Raw genomic sequence first — 15,571 nt, 5'->3', positions numbered from 1 at the left:
CTGGCAAGGCCGCCGGCGTTGCGCAGGCGGCCTTTTTTACTTCAGTGCTGCAATACCGGCTTTTGCAATTTGTGCATCTTCGGCCGATTTGACGCCGGAAACGCCAACCGCGCCGATGATATGGCCGTCAATAATGATCGGCACGCCGCCTTCGAGCATGCCGTCGGTCTGCGGCGCCGGCGCGCTCAGGAAGGAAACGCGGCCGTTGTTAATCATGTCCTCGTAAATCTTCGATTCGCGCCGGCCCAGCGCCGAAACGCGCGCCTTGGCCGGCGCGATGTGCGACGACAGCGGGCTGGCGCCGTCCTGGCGTTGCAGCCACAACAGGTGGCCGCCATCATCGACGATGGCGATGGCCACCGGCCAGTTGTTGGCGACAGCCTCGGCTTCGGCGGCAGCGGCGATTTTCTTGACGTCGGCGAGCGACAGGTACGGCTTGGTTTGCATGCTAATCCTTATGGTCTACTGAGGTTTACGCTTGGCTTCAAGTTTCTGTTTGATCTGCGCCATCACCTGCGCGGCGGCCTGCTCGCCGGCCAGCACCGCCTGGTTGCGGCCGTTGAAATCGTTGGAGGCCATCTTGCCCAGCGGCGGCGTGATGACGATGTCGGCGTCGCGCAGCTCATATTCGTTGATGCGCTGGCCCATGATGGAGAAGGTCTGCATGATGACATCGAGCGAGCTGACCGTGGCCTGCACATCGGCTTGCGTGGAGATATTGACGGCGATAACGAAGTCGGCGCCCATGTCGCGCGCGAAGCGCACCGGCACCGGCGCCACCAGGCCGCCATCGACATAGGTGTGGCCGCTGATCGCCACCGGCTGGAACACGCCCGGCACCGCCGACGAGGCCCGCACCGCCATGCCGGTGTTGCCACGCTGGAAAAGGATCGGCTTGCCGTCCTTGAGGTCGGTGGCCACGGCGCCGAACGGAATCTTCAGTTTTTCCATCGGCAGGTTGTTGACCGCCTTGTTGACGTAGGACTGCAGGGCTTCGCCCTTGAGCACGCCGGTATTTTTGCGGAACAGCGGCACCGCCCAGTCGGAGATCGAGGCTTCGTCCATCTCCATTGCCAGTTTCTGCAACTGGAAGCCGGTATTGCCGGCCGCGTACAACGCGCCGACCACGCTGCCGGCGCTGGTGCCGACCACGATGTCCGGGTAAATACCCTGCGCCTCCAGCGCCTTGATCACGCCGATGTGGGCGAAGCCGCGCGCGGCGCCGCCGCCCAGCGCCAGGCCGATCTTGATTTTCTTCGGCGGCAGCGGCGCCGGTTCGACCACCGGCGCTAGCGGCGGCGTTTCGATGACGGGAGTGGTTTTGCAGCCGACCATGGCGGCTGCGGACAGGATGGCTAAACTGGCAAGGGCAAGACGGCGTGAGGTCATGGGCGTTAAAGTGAACTGATTCAGCGTCCAGATTGTACACCGCGCCGCCCGCGTGCCCCGCTTCGTCACTCCAGCGCAGGCGGGAGTCCATGGAACGCCTGCTCAGCATGGATTCCCGCCTGCGCGGGAATGACGTTGCTTGCGCGGGGGGCGTTACCCGTGCGGCGATGACGTTGCTCGCGCGGGGGCGGCGTTGCCCGCGCCGCAATGACCTCAATAACGGTCGTCAAACGCAAAAATTGGCTTGCGGGTTTTCCACGCGCCGGCGGTAAAGTCCGGGAAATCCAGCGTCTGGAAGTTCTGCGCGATCGACTGCTCGGACAGCGGCGTAATGGCGCTCCACGTCACCGCATCGTAGATATCGATCGGCATCGGCGCCTCGGCCTTCAGCGCCTCCACGAACGAATGGATCACGAAAAAGTCCATGCCGCCGTGACCCGCGCCCTCCGCCTTCTGCGCATACTTGCGCCACAGCGGATGGTCATACTTGTCCTGCCAGGCCTTGAAGTCATCCCACTCGTGCGGCTTGCTCTTGCCTTCGATATGGATCGAATGATTGAGATCCATCCACAGCCCATCGGTGCCCTGCACACGGAAGCCCAGCGAATAAGGGCGCGGCAGCGACGTGTCGTGTTGCAGGATGATGGTCTCGCCGTTCTCGCACGCCAGCGTGGTGGTCACCACGTCGCCCAGCTTGAAGGTGGTCTTCGCGCTCGGATGATTCGCCCCGCCCTGCTTGACAATGTAATCGTGCAGCCCGCGCGCCTTGGTGGCAAACGCATTGATGCGCGTGAAGCGGTTGCCGCGATTGATGTTGGTGTACATCGCGCACGGCCCGATGCCATGGCTGGGATACAGCTCGCCGTTGCGCTGCACCGAGTGCTCGGTGCGCCAGCGCGCCTCCGACCAGCCCTTGGCGCCGTACTCCACGCCGCCGCCATACGGCTTGGCCGGGTCGCCGCTGTTGAACTTCACCGCGCGCAGATCGTGCTGGTAGCCGCCCTGCAGATGCACCAGCTCACCGAACACGCCGGCGCGCACCATCTGCAGCACCGCCATCACATCGCGGCGGAAGCACACGTTCTCCAGCAGCATGTAAGGCGTTTTGGTCTTCAGCTGGGTGTTCAGCACATCCCAGTGATCCTGCAGCGTAACGCCGGCGACCACCTCGCAGCCGACCGGAATCTTCGCCTGCATGGCGGCGATGGCCATCGGCGCATGCCACTCCCACGGCGTGGCGATAATCACGCCATCCAGCGCGCCGGCGTCCAGCATGCGCTTGTAGGCCTGCGGGTCGCGGTCCTCGCCGTAGGTCTTCGGCTTGGGCTTGTCGAACTTCGCCACCTGCGCCAGCGCCTTGCCCAGCATCACAGGCTCGATGTCGCACAGCGCCGCCACTTCAACGTCGTCGCGGCGCAGCAGTTCCTGCAGCAGCACCTGGCCGCGCATGCCGGTGCCGATCATGCCGATGCGTACCTTCTGGCGCGTGGCCGCGAACACCGGCGGCAGCACCAGGCTACCGGCAAGCGCGGCGCCCGCCGCGATGAAGTCACGTCGATTGAGTACAGATTTCATGTTGCTCCTTCTTATAGTTACTGCGGCAGGCTGTTCACGTCCACCGTCGGTTGCTGGCCGGTGGCCGGCCGGGTAAAGTTTTGATTGACCGGCACGTAATCGGCGAAAAAGCCGCCGTTGCGCAGATAGAACCGGCCGCCATCGAGGCCGCCCGCATAATCCATGCGCTGCGCGTTGGTCACGGTGGCGTCGCCGGTGAGGCGGCCCGCGGTCGCTTCGGACCAGGTTCCGTTCGCATTGCGCGCCCACTGTTTGCCGTACAAGACGCGGCGGCCAGTATAGCCGTTGGTGTCGATGAAATTCTCAAGGAAGGAGTGATTCCCGGTCAGGTAGGTGGTGGTCGCGGGACGCTTCCAGGTAGCGATGTAGCGCCAGTTGCCTGTCTCCGGCGCATAGAACCAGGCCGAGAAGTTGGTGCCGCCCGCGCCGTCCGGCCTGGCCCGCGTGATGAAGCGATAGGTGTTCCCCGCGATCCAGTTGTACACCAGGTAGGCCTGGCCGCCCGTACCTTCGCCGCCAAAGCCGTTGTCCACCACGCCCGCACCCTTGCTCACCAGCGTGGTCTTGGCGCCGCTTTCCGCATCCCACACCGAGAACAGCACCCAGCGCTCGCTGGCCGACTTGACCTGGATGCCGAAGTAGCCGCCGCTGAAGCCATTTGCCATGAAGTAGGAACCGATCGGGTCCTGCCCTGCCGGGATGGTCATCTCGTTGTAGAAGTACTCGGTGTTGGCCGGCGTGGTGTAGCCCATGTGGACCGACGGTCCGCGGCGCGACCAGTAATAATTTGCGGCGTCGCTGGCGTAGTTGACGGCCGACGCGGTGCTGACCTTCAGCGCCGAGACGTCGCCGAAATAGCCGCCTTCCTTGCTGATGCCTTGCAGGTCCACCTTCACATACCCCGGCGCCGCCACGTTGACCGTGCCGACGGCATAGGTCCTGGTGGCGGCGCCGGCCAGCGCCACGTTGAACGGCGTGCCGTTGACCGTCACGCGGATGGTGCTGTTGCTGCTGCCCGCCAGGCGCGCATCGAGGCCCAGCGTAACGGCGCCGGCCGAGGCCACGCGGAACCAGGCGCTGGTCACGGCGCCGGCGCTGCTCCAGTTGGCCAGGCCGTTCTCGTTGATGATCTCTCCCGCCCCGGCCGGGGCCGAGGTGATGAAGGCGTTGCCGGCCAGCGCCACGGTGTACGTGGACGCAGCGGCCGGCGCCACGGTGACTGCGGCAGCCAGCGTCTGCGCCACCGGCGCACCGGTGCTGGCGCCGTCGCCGCCGCAACCGGCCAGGAACAGTGCTGCCGAATACAAGAACATGCGTCGTTGTTTCATCATCCCCTCCTCTTAGAATTCATATTCGGCGGTCAGGCGCACGGAGCGCGGCGCGGTGCGGCTGGCCACTTGCAGATAGTTCTTGGCGATGGCGCCGCCGTCCTCACGCGTTTCGTTGTAACGCTGGACGGTCTGGCGGTCGAACACATTGAACACGTCCACCTTCAGGCTTAAACCCTTGGCAAAGCGCGGCTGGTAGGCCAGGTTCAGGTCCAGCTGCGCCTGCCATGGCAGGCGTCCCTGGCTGCCGCGCGGCGTGGCGACGCCATTGCAGTAGAAGTATGCGGGGCCGTAGTCGTGATCCCATTTCAGGTCGGCTGGCAGTTCGCCGATGCAGTTGCGCGGCGCGCCGGACGTCACATTCAGATTGCCGCCGACGCTCCATTCAGGCGTCACCTGGTAGAAGCCATAGGCCTTGATCGAGTGGCGACGGTCGCCCGGCAGGTAGCCGTAGGCGTTGTACATCAGTTCCTTGTGGTCGTCGCTGACGGTCAGGCCGACGTCGCCGCCGCCGATGGTGTCGGTCTGCCCTTCCATATTGCCTTTCAGCGCGGACAGCGTGTAAGTCACCTTGCCGTACCAGCCGTTGCTGAACGGGTGTTCGACGAAGAAGTTCAGCGCCTTGTAGGTGCGTTCCGGTTTCGGCGTGCCCCATTCCGCCGCCGAGATGTCGACGCGGCGCAGGCCCTTGCCATCGGCGAAGTCGATCCACAGCGCGTTGTCGCGGCCTGGATTGATGATCGCGCACTGGAAACCGCCCCAATTGCTGGCGTCCACCTGGTTGCGCGCCGCCCAGGCATCGATCGGACGCTGGTCGCAGGTGTCGTCGTTGGTATCGTTCAGGCGCCGATACAGCAGGCTGGCGCCGACCACGATCTGTTTGTTGAGCGCCTTCTCGAAGCCCATCGACAGCTCATCCTGCGACAGCGGCTTCAGGCCGATGGCGGTGACCTCGCGCGCGCTGCGGCTCTGGCCATAGGCATTGTTGGCCGAATACGGCTTGCCGATCTGGTGCAAGCCGGTCGGCGCGCCAGTCACTGGATCGACGCCGGTGTAGGTGAACAATTCACTGGTCGAGGTGAACGGCGCGGCCATGTTGCTGGACAGGTTGGATGGCACCGGCAAGTGATAGCGGCCGGCGTTGGCGAACAACTTGAGCGAACCGTCGCCGTGGTAATCCCAGGTCGCGCCCAGGCGCGGCGCCAGCATATTGCGTTGCGAGATGAAGGCGTCGCCGGTGCTGGTGTAGTTGGTGAACTGCTCGCGGCGCAATCCCAGGTCCAGCAGGACGCGCGGCGTGATCTGCCAGTGGTCCTGGATATATTGCGCCGACTGCTCGCTGGTTGGATTGGCCAGGTTGGAATACACGTCGCGGCTGACGTAGTAGCCCTGCGCGCCATAACCGCCGCCCTGCGCGGGCGTCTCGAAGGCGCCGTTGATGGCGCGCGTCGGATCGGCCGCCTTGCGATACGTCCAGCGGTAGCCGCCGGCCAGCGAGAAGCCCACCATGGAGTCGACGTCGATGCGGTCGATACCGCCGCGCAGCGCGTGGTCGCCGATGCGGTATTCGATATCCAGGCGCTTGCCTTTCTGGTCGTCGCGCGAGGCCGGGTCCACCAGGTTGCCGGTCACGGTCTGCGGCGTCGCGTAGGCCAGGCCGGGCACCTGCACCGTGGTGCCGGTGGAGATCTGCGGCAGCGCCGGGTTGTAGCCGGCCGGTATGCGCTCATGGCGGGTGCGCGACTTGCCATACAGCGCGGTCACCGTCAGGTTGTCGGTGATGTAGCCGGTGTACTTGAAGATATCGATGTTGGCGCCCGGCGCGGAGGAGGCGCCGCAGCAGTTGGTGGTGCTCTCGCCGGCGTTGCCGGCAACGTCGTTATGCGTTTTGTTCTCGTAATTGAAGCCATAGGCGCGGCTATCGACGCGGGTGCGGTCATACAGCTTGGTGTATTCGAGGTGATGGTCCTCGGTCAGGTTGAAGTCCAGCTTGAGCGTGCCGCGATCCACGGTGGACTCGCTGGTGCTCCAGCCGGTTTTCAGCGCGGCGGCCGAAGCGTCGCTGGTGGCGCCGATACCTTCGGCATCGGTGCGGGTGCGTTCCAGCGCGACGAAGGCAAACAGCTTGTTCCTGATAATCGGGCCGCTGCCGTAAAGGCCCGCGACTTTGCTGGTGCTGGTATTGTCCTCATTCCAGTACAGCAGCTTGCCGTCGGTAGCCGGATTGGCGCCGGTGTTCGGGTAATACGTATTTTTCGGCGCGCCTTTCAGGCCGCCCGGCAGCGTCGACAGCTTGCCGCCGAAGTGGAACTGGTTGCCGCCGCTCTTGGTGGTGATGTTCACCACGCCGCCGGTGGAGCGCCCGAACTCGGAACCATAGCCGCCCGACAGCACCTGCAAGTTGGAGATCGCGCCGAACGGCAGTTCGGAGGCGCCCACCTGCGTCAATATATTCGTCACCGGGAAGCCGTTGACATAGAAGGCGTTCTCCGACTGGCCCGAACCGCCGATCGACGGCGCATTGCCATACTGGCTGTTGGTGCCGCGCGCCACGCCCGGCGTCAGCTGCACCACCGCCGCCACATCGTTCGCCACCGGCAGCGCTTTCAGCTCCTTGGCGGTAAACACCACGCCGTTGTTGGTGTTGGATACGTCGATGATGGTGCGTGCTCCGCGCACCACCACCGTCTGCCCTTCCGCCTCCCTGGCGCCGAAGTTGACTTCCGCGCCGCTGCCGACCACCGCTTCAATCTCGCGGCTGTCCTGTACCGCGCCGCCGCGCAGCACGCGCAGCGCGTAGCGGCCCGGCGGCATGGAATTGGCGACATAGCGGCCCGACGCATCGGGCGTCAAGCTACGCTGGGCGCCGGTGTCGAGGTTCTCCAGCACCACCGTGGCGCCGGCGGGCGACGCCACCTCGCCGTAAATGGTGGTGGTGGCGTTAGACTGGGCCAACGCCTGATTGCCCGCAGCGGCCATGGCCAGGCCGATCAGAATCGCCGTCGCCTGGCGGATAGCGCTGTTGCGTGGTTTAAAACGGCTGTGGTGCATGCTGAACTCTCCCTCGGTTGTCGTGTTTTGGTTTTACTTTCGAAAGACTCTGCACTCACTCTAGAAATAAAAATAATCAAGGTCAACAAAAAGAAAGAACAAATCGAAAATTTATCACCAACATCTTTCGATTAAACCCGTAAAAGCAGTCTCAACTTTCGATTTCGTCGCAAAACAGCGACAGAAGAATAAAGTTGTTGCAGGGAATAACTTTCTTTTTGCTTTCGTATTTGACATTTCGAAAATTAAGACTTACTCTTTCCCTAACCTTCAACAGAAAATCCTTTCGATGACTACCTTATTCGAGCGCACCAGCAATGACTGGCGAGACATCGGCGGTTTGGATACCGCGGAAGAAATCGCCCACCAGCCGGCCCTGTGGCGCGCACTGGCGACGCAATTGAGCGCGCAGCAAAGCCAGATCGCCGCCTTCCTCGGCGCCAGCCTGCGCGATCCGAAAACGCGGGTGATCCTGACCGGCGCCGGCAGCTCGGCTTACGTGGGCGAGATCGTCGCGGACGAGATCAACGCCGCCTGGCCATGCCAGGTGCGCGCCATCTCGACCACCAGCCTGCTGACCCACCCTGCCCTGTACCTGGAAGCCGGCGCGCCGACGCTGCTGGTGTCCTTCGCCCGCAGCGGCAACAGCCCGGAAAGCACCGCAGCCGTGCAGCTGGTGCGCGACCTGGTGCCGAACGCGCGCTTCCTCAACATCACCTGCAACGCGGAAGGCGCGCTGGCGCGCCAAAGCGCCGGCGATACCAACACGCTCAACCTGCTGATGCCGGCGGCCGGTTGCGACCGCGGCTTCGCCATGACCAGCAGCTTCACCTGCATGCTGCTGGCGGCGCTGAGCGCGCTGGACCCGGACTTCCAGCCGGATCGCCTGGCAACGCTGGCGGCGCTGGGCGAGCAGGCCGCCGGGCAGTGGTCGGCCCCGGTGGCGCGGCTGGCGGCGCAGCGCGTGGCGCGTGTAATTTACCTGGGCAGCGGTCCGCTGGAAGCGCTGGCGAAGGAGGCCGCGCTGAAGATCATGGAGCTGACCGCCGGCAGTGTGATGACGATGGCAAACAGCGCCCTCGGTTTCCGCCACGGCCCGAAAGCGGCGGTGACGCCTGAAACGCTGGTGCTGTTGTTCCGCAGCGCCGATCCGCTGGCGCGCCGTTATGAGGACGACCTGCTGAACGAGCTGCGGCGCGACCAGGTGGCAAAGGCGGTGCTGACCATCGGCGCCGGCGGCGACTTCGGCATCGACACGCCGGCCTGGCCCGATGCCTGGCTCGCGCCACTGTGGCTGCTGATGGCGCAGCAGTATGCGCTGCAGCAGTCGGCGCTGCTGCAACTGCGTCCCGACAATCCTTTCACCGGCGGCATCGTGAACCGCGTGGTTCAAGGCGTCACCATCTACCGCCATGACGAACTTTAAGCGCGGCTTCCACGGCATCGACATCGGCGGCACCAAGATCGAACTGGTGGCCTTTGCCGAGGAAGGCGACCGCCTGCGCGAAGTGCACCGCGAGCGCATCGCCACGCCGGGCACCGACTTCGCCGAATTCACGGCCGCCATGCAGGCGCTGATCGGGCGCGCCGACGCCGCCCTCGGCATGCGCGCGGCGGTGGGCGTCGGCCTGCCGGGCGTGATCGACAGCGCCACCGGGCGCCAGTTGAGTTCCAATGTGCCGGCGCTGAATGGCCGCATGGTGGCCGATGCGCTGCGCGGCGTTTTACAGCGCCCGCTTGCGATCGGCAACGACTGCCAGTGCTTCGCGCTGTCCGAGGCGCAGGGCGGCGCGGCCGACGGCATGGCGACCATGTTCGGCGCCATCCTCGGCACCGGCGCCGGCGGCGGCTTCTGCATCGACGGCCGCCTGATGCGCGGCTTGAACGGCGTGGCCGGCGAATGGGGCCACTGGCCGCTGGCGGCCGCGCAACTGGCGCCGCACGGCCTGCCCGTTTATGACTGCCCATGCGGGCGGCGCGGCTGCCTGGAACGTTACGTCTCCGGCCCCGGCATGCGCCGGATGCACTTGCACTTCAGCGGCAAGGATGAAACGCCGCTGGCCATCGTCGCCCGCGCGCAAGCAGGTTACGAACCGGCGCGGCACACGCTCGATGTGCACCTCGACCTGTTGGGCCACGCGCTGGCCAGCCTGGTGCTGGCGCTCGATCCGCATGCGATTGTGCTGGGCGGCGGCCTGTCGCAACTGGCGCACCTGTACGAAAAACTGCCGGCCGCCATCGGCCGCCACCTGTTCCCCGGCGTGCGCACGCCGCCGGTGCTGCCGCCGGCCTTCGGCGACGCCGGCGGCGCGCGCGGCGCCGCCCTGCTCGCCCGACAACAACTGAACGATAGCTTATGATGACCAACGATTCCCTGTCTCCCGTCCAGCAGATCATCGCCGCCCACCGCCGTGGCGAGGCCACCGGCTTGTACAGCGTATGCTGCAGCCATCCGAGCGTGCTGCGCGCCGCCATGCGCGTCGCCACGGCTTACGGCACGGTGCTGCTGGTGGAGGCGACATCGAACCAGGTCGACCAGTTCGGCGGCTACACCGGCATGACGCCGCTGCGGTTCCGCGATTACGTGCACGATCTCGCGCGCCAGCAAGGCTTTCCGCTGGAACGGCTGGTGCTGGGCGGCGACCATCTCGGCCCGAACGCCTGGCAGTCGCTGGACGCCGCCAGCGCCATGCGGAACGCCGAAACGCTGATCGCCGCCTACGCCGCCGCCGGCTTCCATAAAATCCACCTCGATTGCTCGATGCGCTGCGCCGGCGACCCGCAATACCTGAGCGATGAACTGATCGCCGAGCGCTCGGCGCGCCTGTGCGTCGTCGCCGAGCGCGCCGCCGCCGATGCCGGCCTGCCGCCGCCGGTGTACGTGATCGGCACCGAAGTGCCGGTTCCTGGCGGCGAAGCCAGCCTGGCGCAGGCCGGCGCCGTCACCGCGCCGGAAGCAGCGCGGCGCACGCTGGACGTGCACCGCCAGGCCTTTATGGCGTGCGACCTGCACGCCGCCTGGCGCCGCGTGATCGCCATGGTGGTGCAGCCGGGCGTGGACTTCGACCATAGCCGCATCCAGCACTACGACGCCGCGCAGGCGGCCGAGCTGTCGGCGTTCGTCGCCGGCCAGCCCGGCATCGTGTTCGAGGCCCACTCCACCGACTACCAGCGCGAATCGGCGCTGCACCAGATGGTGCGCGACCACTTCGCCATCCTCAAGGTCGGCCCGGCGGCCACCTTCGCGCTGCGCGAAGGCCTGGCGGCGCTGTGCCACATCGAGACGGAGCTGGTCCCTTGCGGCCAGACCTCGCGCCTGATGCAGGTGCTGGACGAGGCCATGCTGGCGCAGCCCAGCCACTGGGCCAGGCACTACCCCGGCAGCAGCGCCGAACAGCGCCTGCTGCGCCGCTATGGACTGAGCGACCGTTGCCGCTACTACTGGGGCGAGGCGCCGGTGATGGCGGCGGCGCAGCAGCTGTTCGCCAATCTGGAAGGCGTGGAGATCCCGCTGTCGCTGTTAAGCCAGCACCTGCCGGAGCAGTATCTGGAAGTGCTGCAAGGCCAGCTGCCGGCCAGCGCCAACGCCCTGCTGGAGCACAAAATCGGCCGCCTGCTGGCGCAATACGCGCGCGCCTGCAACCGCAACGCGGCGGCCGACGACAGCGCAGCTGCTGGCAGCGCGGCCGCGATCTGTTAAGCTGGTATTTTTGACAGATTAACAGCACAACAATGCGACATACCAGTCAACGCCGCGCCGCCATTTTGCAGGCGCTCACCCAACACGGTTCGGTGCAGGTCAACCAGCTGGTGGAGCAACTGGGCGTCTCCGCGGTGACCATCCGCACCGACCTGGGCGCGCTCGAATCCCAGGGGCTGGCCACGCGCAGCCACGGCGGCGCCACCCTGGCGCGCACGCCGCCGACCGAGCATACGGTGCCGCAGAAAGACGCCATCAACCATGAACAGAAGGCGCGCATCGGCGCCTACGCCGCGCGGCTGGTGCAACCGGGCGACAACATCATCATCGATTCCGGCACCACCACCATTTCGCTGGCGCGCCATCTGCGCAAGGCGCAGAACGTGACGGTGATGACCAACGGCCTGAATATCGCCTGGGAGCTGGCCGAGGCGCCCGGCGTGGACCTGATCCTCACCGGCGGCCTGCTGCGCAAGCAGTCGCTGTCGATCCAGGGCACGCAGGCCGAGGCCTGCCTGCAGGCCTACAGCTTCGACAAGCTGTTCCTCGGCGTCGACGGCTTCGACCTGCAGTTCGGCGTCACCACCCACCACGAGGCCGAGGCCAGCCTGAATCACAAGATGGTGGAGCGCGCCAAGAAGATCATCGTGCTGGCCGACGCTTCCAAGTTCGGCCGCGTCAGCCTGCACCGCATCGTCCAGCTGGACCGCGTGGACACGGTGATCACCGACGCCGGCATCAGCCCGGAGTACCGCGACGGCCTGCTGAACGCCGGCATCGAACTGCTGATCGCGGAGTGACGCCGTGCTGAGTGGACGCATCCTCACCCCGAACGGCTGGATCAACGGCAGCATCGATTTCGACCAGCGCATCCGCCAGGTCCGGGAAGAGCGCGGCGCCGACACCGCACTGACCATCCTGCCCGGCTTCATCGACCTGCACGTGCACGGCGCGGCCGGCATGGACATCATGCAGGGCGGCGACGCCGGCGCCACCGTGGCGCGCGCGCACGCCGGGCACGGCACCACCGCCATGCTGGGCACCACCATGACCGCCACCGACAATTCGATCCGCCGCGCGCTGCGCGGGCTGGCGCCGGTCATCGCCGAGCGCCCCAGCGGCGGTGCGCGCATGCTGGGCGTGCACCTGGAAGGGCCTTTCCTCAGCATCCACCGCCTCGGCGCCCAGCCGGCCGACGCGGTGGTTACCGGCAGCATCGACCTGGTACGCGAATATCACGCGCTGGCGCCGGTGCGGGCGATCACGCTGGCCACCGAAGTCGATGGCCACCTGGCGCTGATCCCGCAGCTGAATGCACTCGGCATCCGGGTCCAGATCGGCCATAGCAACGGCACGTATGAAGACGGCGTGGCCGCGCTCAACGCCGGCGCCGCCGGTTTCACCCACCTGTACAACGGCATGACCGGGCTGAATCACTACAAGCCCGGCATCGTCGGCGCCGCGCTGGCGCATGCGCAGTACGCGGAGATCATCCCCGACCTGCAGCACGTCGAGCCGGGCGCGATCCGCGCCGCCCTGCGCGCGATTCCGCGCCTGTACGGCGTGACCGACGCCACCTCCGCCACCGGCATGCCGGACGGCGAATATGGGCTCGGCAGCCAGCGCGTCTACAAGTGCATGGGCTGCGTGCGGCTGGCCACCGGCTCGCTGGCCGGCAGCGTGCTGACCATGGACCAGGCCTTGCGCAATTTCGTCGACCTCGGGCTGGACCTGGCCGACGCCTCCAACCGCCTGTCGCTGTATCCCGCCGACTACCTCGGCGAGACCGGGCGCGGCCGCCTGGCGCCGGGCGCCTGGGCCGATATCGTGGTACTCGACGCAGCATTAAAACCGGTGGCCGTCTTCGTTGAAGGTGAAGCCATCGATCTGACGACCAACTAGACGGAGACTCGATGCAAGCACGCGCCATGGGATATATGATGTTTATTGCAGGGCTGGGCGGCCTGCTGTACGGAATCGACGTCGGCATCATCGCCGGCGCCCTGCCGTATCTGGAATCCACAGCGTCCGTGGCGTGGCGTCTGAGTGCGCAGCAACTGAGTTTTATCGTGGCGGCGGTGCTGCTGGGGTCTGTGCTGTCGTCGCTGTTCGCCGGCGCGCTGGCCGACTGGATCGGCCGGCGCTGGGCGATGATGCTGTCCGGCGTGCTGTTCACCCTCAGCATCCCGCTGATCGCGCTGTCGGACGGCTATGTGCCGCTGCTGCTGGGCCGCCTGCTGCAAGGCGTCAGCGGGGGCTGATCGGCGTGATCGTACCGCTGTATCTGGCCGAGTGCCTGCACGCGCGCCAGCGTGGGCGCGGCGCGGCGCTGTTCCAGCTGCTGCTGACCGTCGGCCTGGTGGCGGCGGCGCTGATCGGCTTATTCCAGGCCCATTCGGTGGAATCGGCTACCGCCGCCGCGCAGCAGCTGGGCGAGGCGCAACGCGCGGCCGCGGTGTTCGCGGCCAAGGATCACGCCTGGCGCAGCATCTTCTGGTGGTGCCTGACGCCGGGCATCGTCTTCACCGCGGGCTGCCTGCTGCTGGCCGAGTCGCCGCGCTGGCTGGCGCAGCGCGGCCGCATGGACGCCGCGCGCGCCGCCCTGCTGCGCACCCGCCCCGCCGATGAAGCGGAAGCCGAACTGCGCGAGATCCGCCAGGCGCTGGCGCCGGCCAGCGCCAGCGCTAGGCCCGGCCATGGCGACGCGCCGGCCGCCGATCCGCTGCTGAGCCGCCGCTACGTGCTGCCGTTCCTGCTGGCCTGCCTGATCCTGGCGCTGAACCAGGCCACCGGCATCAACTCGGTGCTGGCTTATATCGTGAACATTCTGAACCAGGCCGGCCTGCCCGGCCCCACCGCCAACGCCGGCGACGTGGTGCTGAAGGTGCTGAACGCGCTGATGACCATCGTGGCCGTGGTGCTGGTCGACCGCAAGGGCCGCAAGTTCCTGCTGATGCTGGGCACGGCCGGCATCGTCACCGCGCTGGTGGCGGCGGGCCTGCTGTTCCGCGGCGCCGAGGCGGGGCAGCACGATGTGCGTCCGGCGCTACAGGCGCGCATCCAGGCCGACAGCCTGTCGCTGCAACTGGACGCCGCCACGCTGCAATCGTTCGGCGTCGGCGTCGGCACGGACGGCAAGCCGGTGCAGCTGACGGTGGCCTACTCCTACGGCCCGTTCACCAACGTGCAGACGCGCCGCAGCGACGACGCTGCGCTGCCGGTGCTGCGCATGAGCCGCGAGGACACCGTGCAGCCGGACAGCGTGATCGGCGTCTTTTTCCGCAAGCTGCACCTGAATCCCTTCCCCGATCCGGCGCAAGGCATGACCGCCGCGCTGCATATCGAGCGCGCCGACGTGGCGGACGTGCCCTCCACCGCGCACGGCTGGAAGGTGGCGCTGGCCATGTGCCTGTTCGTCGCCGGTTTCGCCGTCGGTCCCGGCGTGTGCGTGTGGCTGGCGCTGTCGGAACTGATGCCGACCCGCATCCGCTCCAACGGCATGAGCATCGCGCTGCTGATCAACCAGTTCGTGTCGACCATGATCGCCGCCACCTTCCTGCCGACCGTCGGCCAGCATGGCTACGCCACCATGTTCTTCTGGTGGGCCGGCGCCACGCTGCTGTACTTCCTGGCCGCCGCCTTCCTGCTGCCCGAAACCAAGGGCAAGACGCTGGAAGAAATCGAGGCGCATTTCGCCCGCCGTTAAGCGTATCAAGCCGGCGACAGGCACTCCTCCAGCGTCAGTTCCAGCAGCGGGAAGTGCCCCGTCTCCACCTTGAAGAAGGCCGCCTGCGGGAAGATCGCTTCCCACACGGCGCGGTCTTTTTCGGCGTCGATCATCGGATCGTAGGCGCCGAACAGCACCGACACCGGGCCGGCGTAAGGGCTGCGCGACGGCGTGTGGTCGAGCGCCGAAAAGTCATCCGAGGTCGCCACCGAGGTCGGGCCGTCGAAGGCGCCCGGCTGCTGGATCAGCGCCGCGAACGAGCGCGCCGCTTCGGCGGCGCCGTTCGGGCCGAAATACAGTTCCGTCACATCCGGCAGCAGCGACAGCGCGCCGAAAACATCCCAGAAGCGCGGACGGCCCGGATCATCCTCGTACATCGCCAGCGCGGTCGCCAGCTTGCCGGCGTGCTGGTGGTCGGTGTGCACGCGGAAGGCGCGGCGCGCCAGGCGCAACGCCGCCTGCTCGGGATCGAAGGTCGGCGCCAGCAGCACGATATTCCTGATCAGCTCCGGCGCCTGGCGCGCCAGGTGCACCGCCAGATGGCCGCCGAAGGAGCTGGCCATCACCGTTAGCGGCTGGCCGGCTTCGGCGGCCACGCGGCGGAATTCGGCCAGCGTCGCCTCCAGCAGGTCCAGGTAGGGACGCTCGGCGCAAGGCTTGGCCAGCGGCTGCTGCCACCAGTGTACGTGCGTCGCATCCGGATAACGGTTGCGCTCAAATACCGGACCAAGACCGGGACCGCCGTGCAGATAAAAACCGAGGGTGCTGCCATGAATTCTCCTTTGCCAGTGCAACGGTCAT

The 15,571-nt window shown here is 66.5% G+C and carries 12 protein-coding genes and 1 pseudogene; 7 read left to right on the top strand and 6 right to left on the bottom strand.

What is annotated here, in order from left to right:
- Positions 1-36: 36 nt before the first annotated feature.
- The 5 genes from ACRQ5J_RS11475 to ACRQ5J_RS11455 form a co-directional block, all read right to left on the bottom strand.
- Complete coding sequence (locus tag ACRQ5J_RS11475) at positions 37-447, bottom strand: GlcG/HbpS family heme-binding protein (protein WP_432383384.1); 411 nt, start codon at positions 445-447, stop codon at positions 37-39.
- A 15-nt stretch (positions 448-462) separates the two neighbouring features.
- The gene (locus tag ACRQ5J_RS11470; RefSeq protein ID WP_432383382.1) at positions 463-1,389 is read right to left on the bottom strand and encodes a patatin-like phospholipase family protein; all 927 of its coding nucleotides are present in this window, start codon (positions 1,387-1,389) and stop codon (positions 463-465) included.
- Between the two features lie 213 nt (positions 1,390-1,602).
- The gene (locus ACRQ5J_RS11465) at positions 1,603-2,964 is read right to left on the bottom strand and encodes a Gfo/Idh/MocA family protein (RefSeq protein WP_432383381.1); all 1,362 of its coding nucleotides are present in this window, start codon (positions 2,962-2,964) and stop codon (positions 1,603-1,605) included.
- A gap of 17 nt (positions 2,965-2,981) precedes the next feature.
- Complete coding sequence (locus ACRQ5J_RS11460; RefSeq protein WP_432383380.1) at positions 2,982-4,292, bottom strand: DUF3472 domain-containing protein; 1,311 nt, start codon at positions 4,290-4,292, stop codon at positions 2,982-2,984.
- Positions 4,293-4,304: 12 nt separating this feature from the next.
- Entirely contained in the window at positions 4,305-7,343 is a 3,039-nt protein-coding gene (locus ACRQ5J_RS11455) for a TonB-dependent receptor plug domain-containing protein (RefSeq protein ID WP_432383379.1), read from the bottom strand.
- A gap of 289 nt (positions 7,344-7,632) precedes the next feature.
- Here ACRQ5J_RS11455 and ACRQ5J_RS11450 point away from each other — a divergent pair, with 289 nt between their 5' ends.
- The 7 genes and pseudogenes from ACRQ5J_RS11450 to ACRQ5J_RS11420 all read left to right on the top strand — a co-directional run bounded on the left by ACRQ5J_RS11450 (position 7,633) and on the right by ACRQ5J_RS11420 (position 14,749).
- On the top strand, positions 7,633-8,769 hold the full coding sequence (locus ACRQ5J_RS11450; RefSeq protein WP_432383378.1) for an SIS domain-containing protein: 1,137 nt from the start codon (positions 7,633-7,635) through the stop codon (positions 8,767-8,769).
- Complete coding sequence (locus tag ACRQ5J_RS11445; protein WP_432383377.1) at positions 8,756-9,703, top strand: ROK family protein; 948 nt, start codon at positions 8,756-8,758, stop codon at positions 9,701-9,703. The genes ACRQ5J_RS11450 and ACRQ5J_RS11445 overlap by 14 nt, the downstream gene beginning before the upstream one ends.
- Entirely contained in the window at positions 9,700-11,043 is a 1,344-nt protein-coding gene (locus tag ACRQ5J_RS11440; protein WP_432383376.1) for a D-tagatose-bisphosphate aldolase, class II, non-catalytic subunit, read from the top strand. The genes ACRQ5J_RS11445 and ACRQ5J_RS11440 overlap by 4 nt, the downstream gene beginning before the upstream one ends.
- 32 nt (positions 11,044-11,075) lie before the next feature.
- The gene (locus ACRQ5J_RS11435; protein ID WP_432383375.1) at positions 11,076-11,843 is read left to right on the top strand and encodes a DeoR family transcriptional regulator; all 768 of its coding nucleotides are present in this window, start codon (positions 11,076-11,078) and stop codon (positions 11,841-11,843) included.
- 4 nt (positions 11,844-11,847) lie between these two features.
- Positions 11,848-12,945 (top strand): N-acetylglucosamine-6-phosphate deacetylase, encoded by a 1,098-nt coding sequence (locus ACRQ5J_RS11430; protein ID WP_432383374.1) that lies wholly within the window; start codon positions 11,848-11,850, stop codon positions 12,943-12,945.
- 11 nt (positions 12,946-12,956) lie between these two features.
- Positions 12,957-13,981, top strand: a pseudogene (locus ACRQ5J_RS11425) (MFS transporter); the annotation flags it as partial.
- A gap of 15 nt (positions 13,982-13,996) precedes the next feature.
- Complete coding sequence (locus ACRQ5J_RS11420; protein WP_432383635.1) at positions 13,997-14,749, top strand: MFS transporter; 753 nt, start codon at positions 13,997-13,999, stop codon at positions 14,747-14,749.
- Between the two features lie 5 nt (positions 14,750-14,754).
- Here ACRQ5J_RS11420 and ACRQ5J_RS11415 read toward each other — a convergent pair whose 3' ends face one another.
- Complete coding sequence (locus tag ACRQ5J_RS11415; RefSeq protein WP_432383373.1) at positions 14,755-15,564, bottom strand: alpha/beta fold hydrolase; 810 nt, start codon at positions 15,562-15,564, stop codon at positions 14,755-14,757.
- Positions 15,565-15,571 lie beyond the last annotated feature (7 nt).

The sequence above is a fragment of the Duganella sp. P38 genome (assembly GCF_050859475.1).
GTDB lineage: Bacteria > Pseudomonadota > Gammaproteobacteria > Burkholderiales > Burkholderiaceae_D > Rugamonas.
The sequence above is the reverse complement of the archived record's forward strand: the minus strand, read 5'-3'. Positions and strand labels throughout refer to the sequence as shown.

Excerpts from the sequence above, each read along its gene's own strand:
- ACRQ5J_RS11420 (WP_432383635.1), top strand. The coding sequence starts at position 13,997 with ATGCTGGGCACGGCCGGCATCGTCACCGCGCTGGTGGCGGCGGGCCTG.
- ACRQ5J_RS11470 (WP_432383382.1), bottom strand. The coding sequence starts at position 1,389 with ATGACCTCACGCCGTCTTGCCCTTGCCAGTTTAGCCATCCTGTCCGCA.
- ACRQ5J_RS11475 (WP_432383384.1), bottom strand. The coding sequence starts at position 447 with ATGCAAACCAAGCCGTACCTGTCGCTCGCCGACGTCAAGAAAATCGCC.
- ACRQ5J_RS11445 (WP_432383377.1), top strand. The coding sequence starts at position 8,756 with ATGACGAACTTTAAGCGCGGCTTCCACGGCATCGACATCGGCGGCACC.
- ACRQ5J_RS11435 (WP_432383375.1), top strand. The coding sequence starts at position 11,076 with ATGCGACATACCAGTCAACGCCGCGCCGCCATTTTGCAGGCGCTCACC.
- ACRQ5J_RS11465 (WP_432383381.1), bottom strand. The coding sequence starts at position 2,964 with ATGAAATCTGTACTCAATCGACGTGACTTCATCGCGGCGGGCGCCGCG.
- ACRQ5J_RS11440 (WP_432383376.1), top strand. The coding sequence starts at position 9,700 with ATGATGACCAACGATTCCCTGTCTCCCGTCCAGCAGATCATCGCCGCC.
- ACRQ5J_RS11455 (WP_432383379.1), bottom strand. The coding sequence starts at position 7,343 with ATGCACCACAGCCGTTTTAAACCACGCAACAGCGCTATCCGCCAGGCG.
- ACRQ5J_RS11450 (WP_432383378.1), top strand. The coding sequence starts at position 7,633 with ATGACTACCTTATTCGAGCGCACCAGCAATGACTGGCGAGACATCGGC.
- ACRQ5J_RS11460 (WP_432383380.1), bottom strand. The coding sequence starts at position 4,292 with ATGAAACAACGACGCATGTTCTTGTATTCGGCAGCACTGTTCCTGGCC.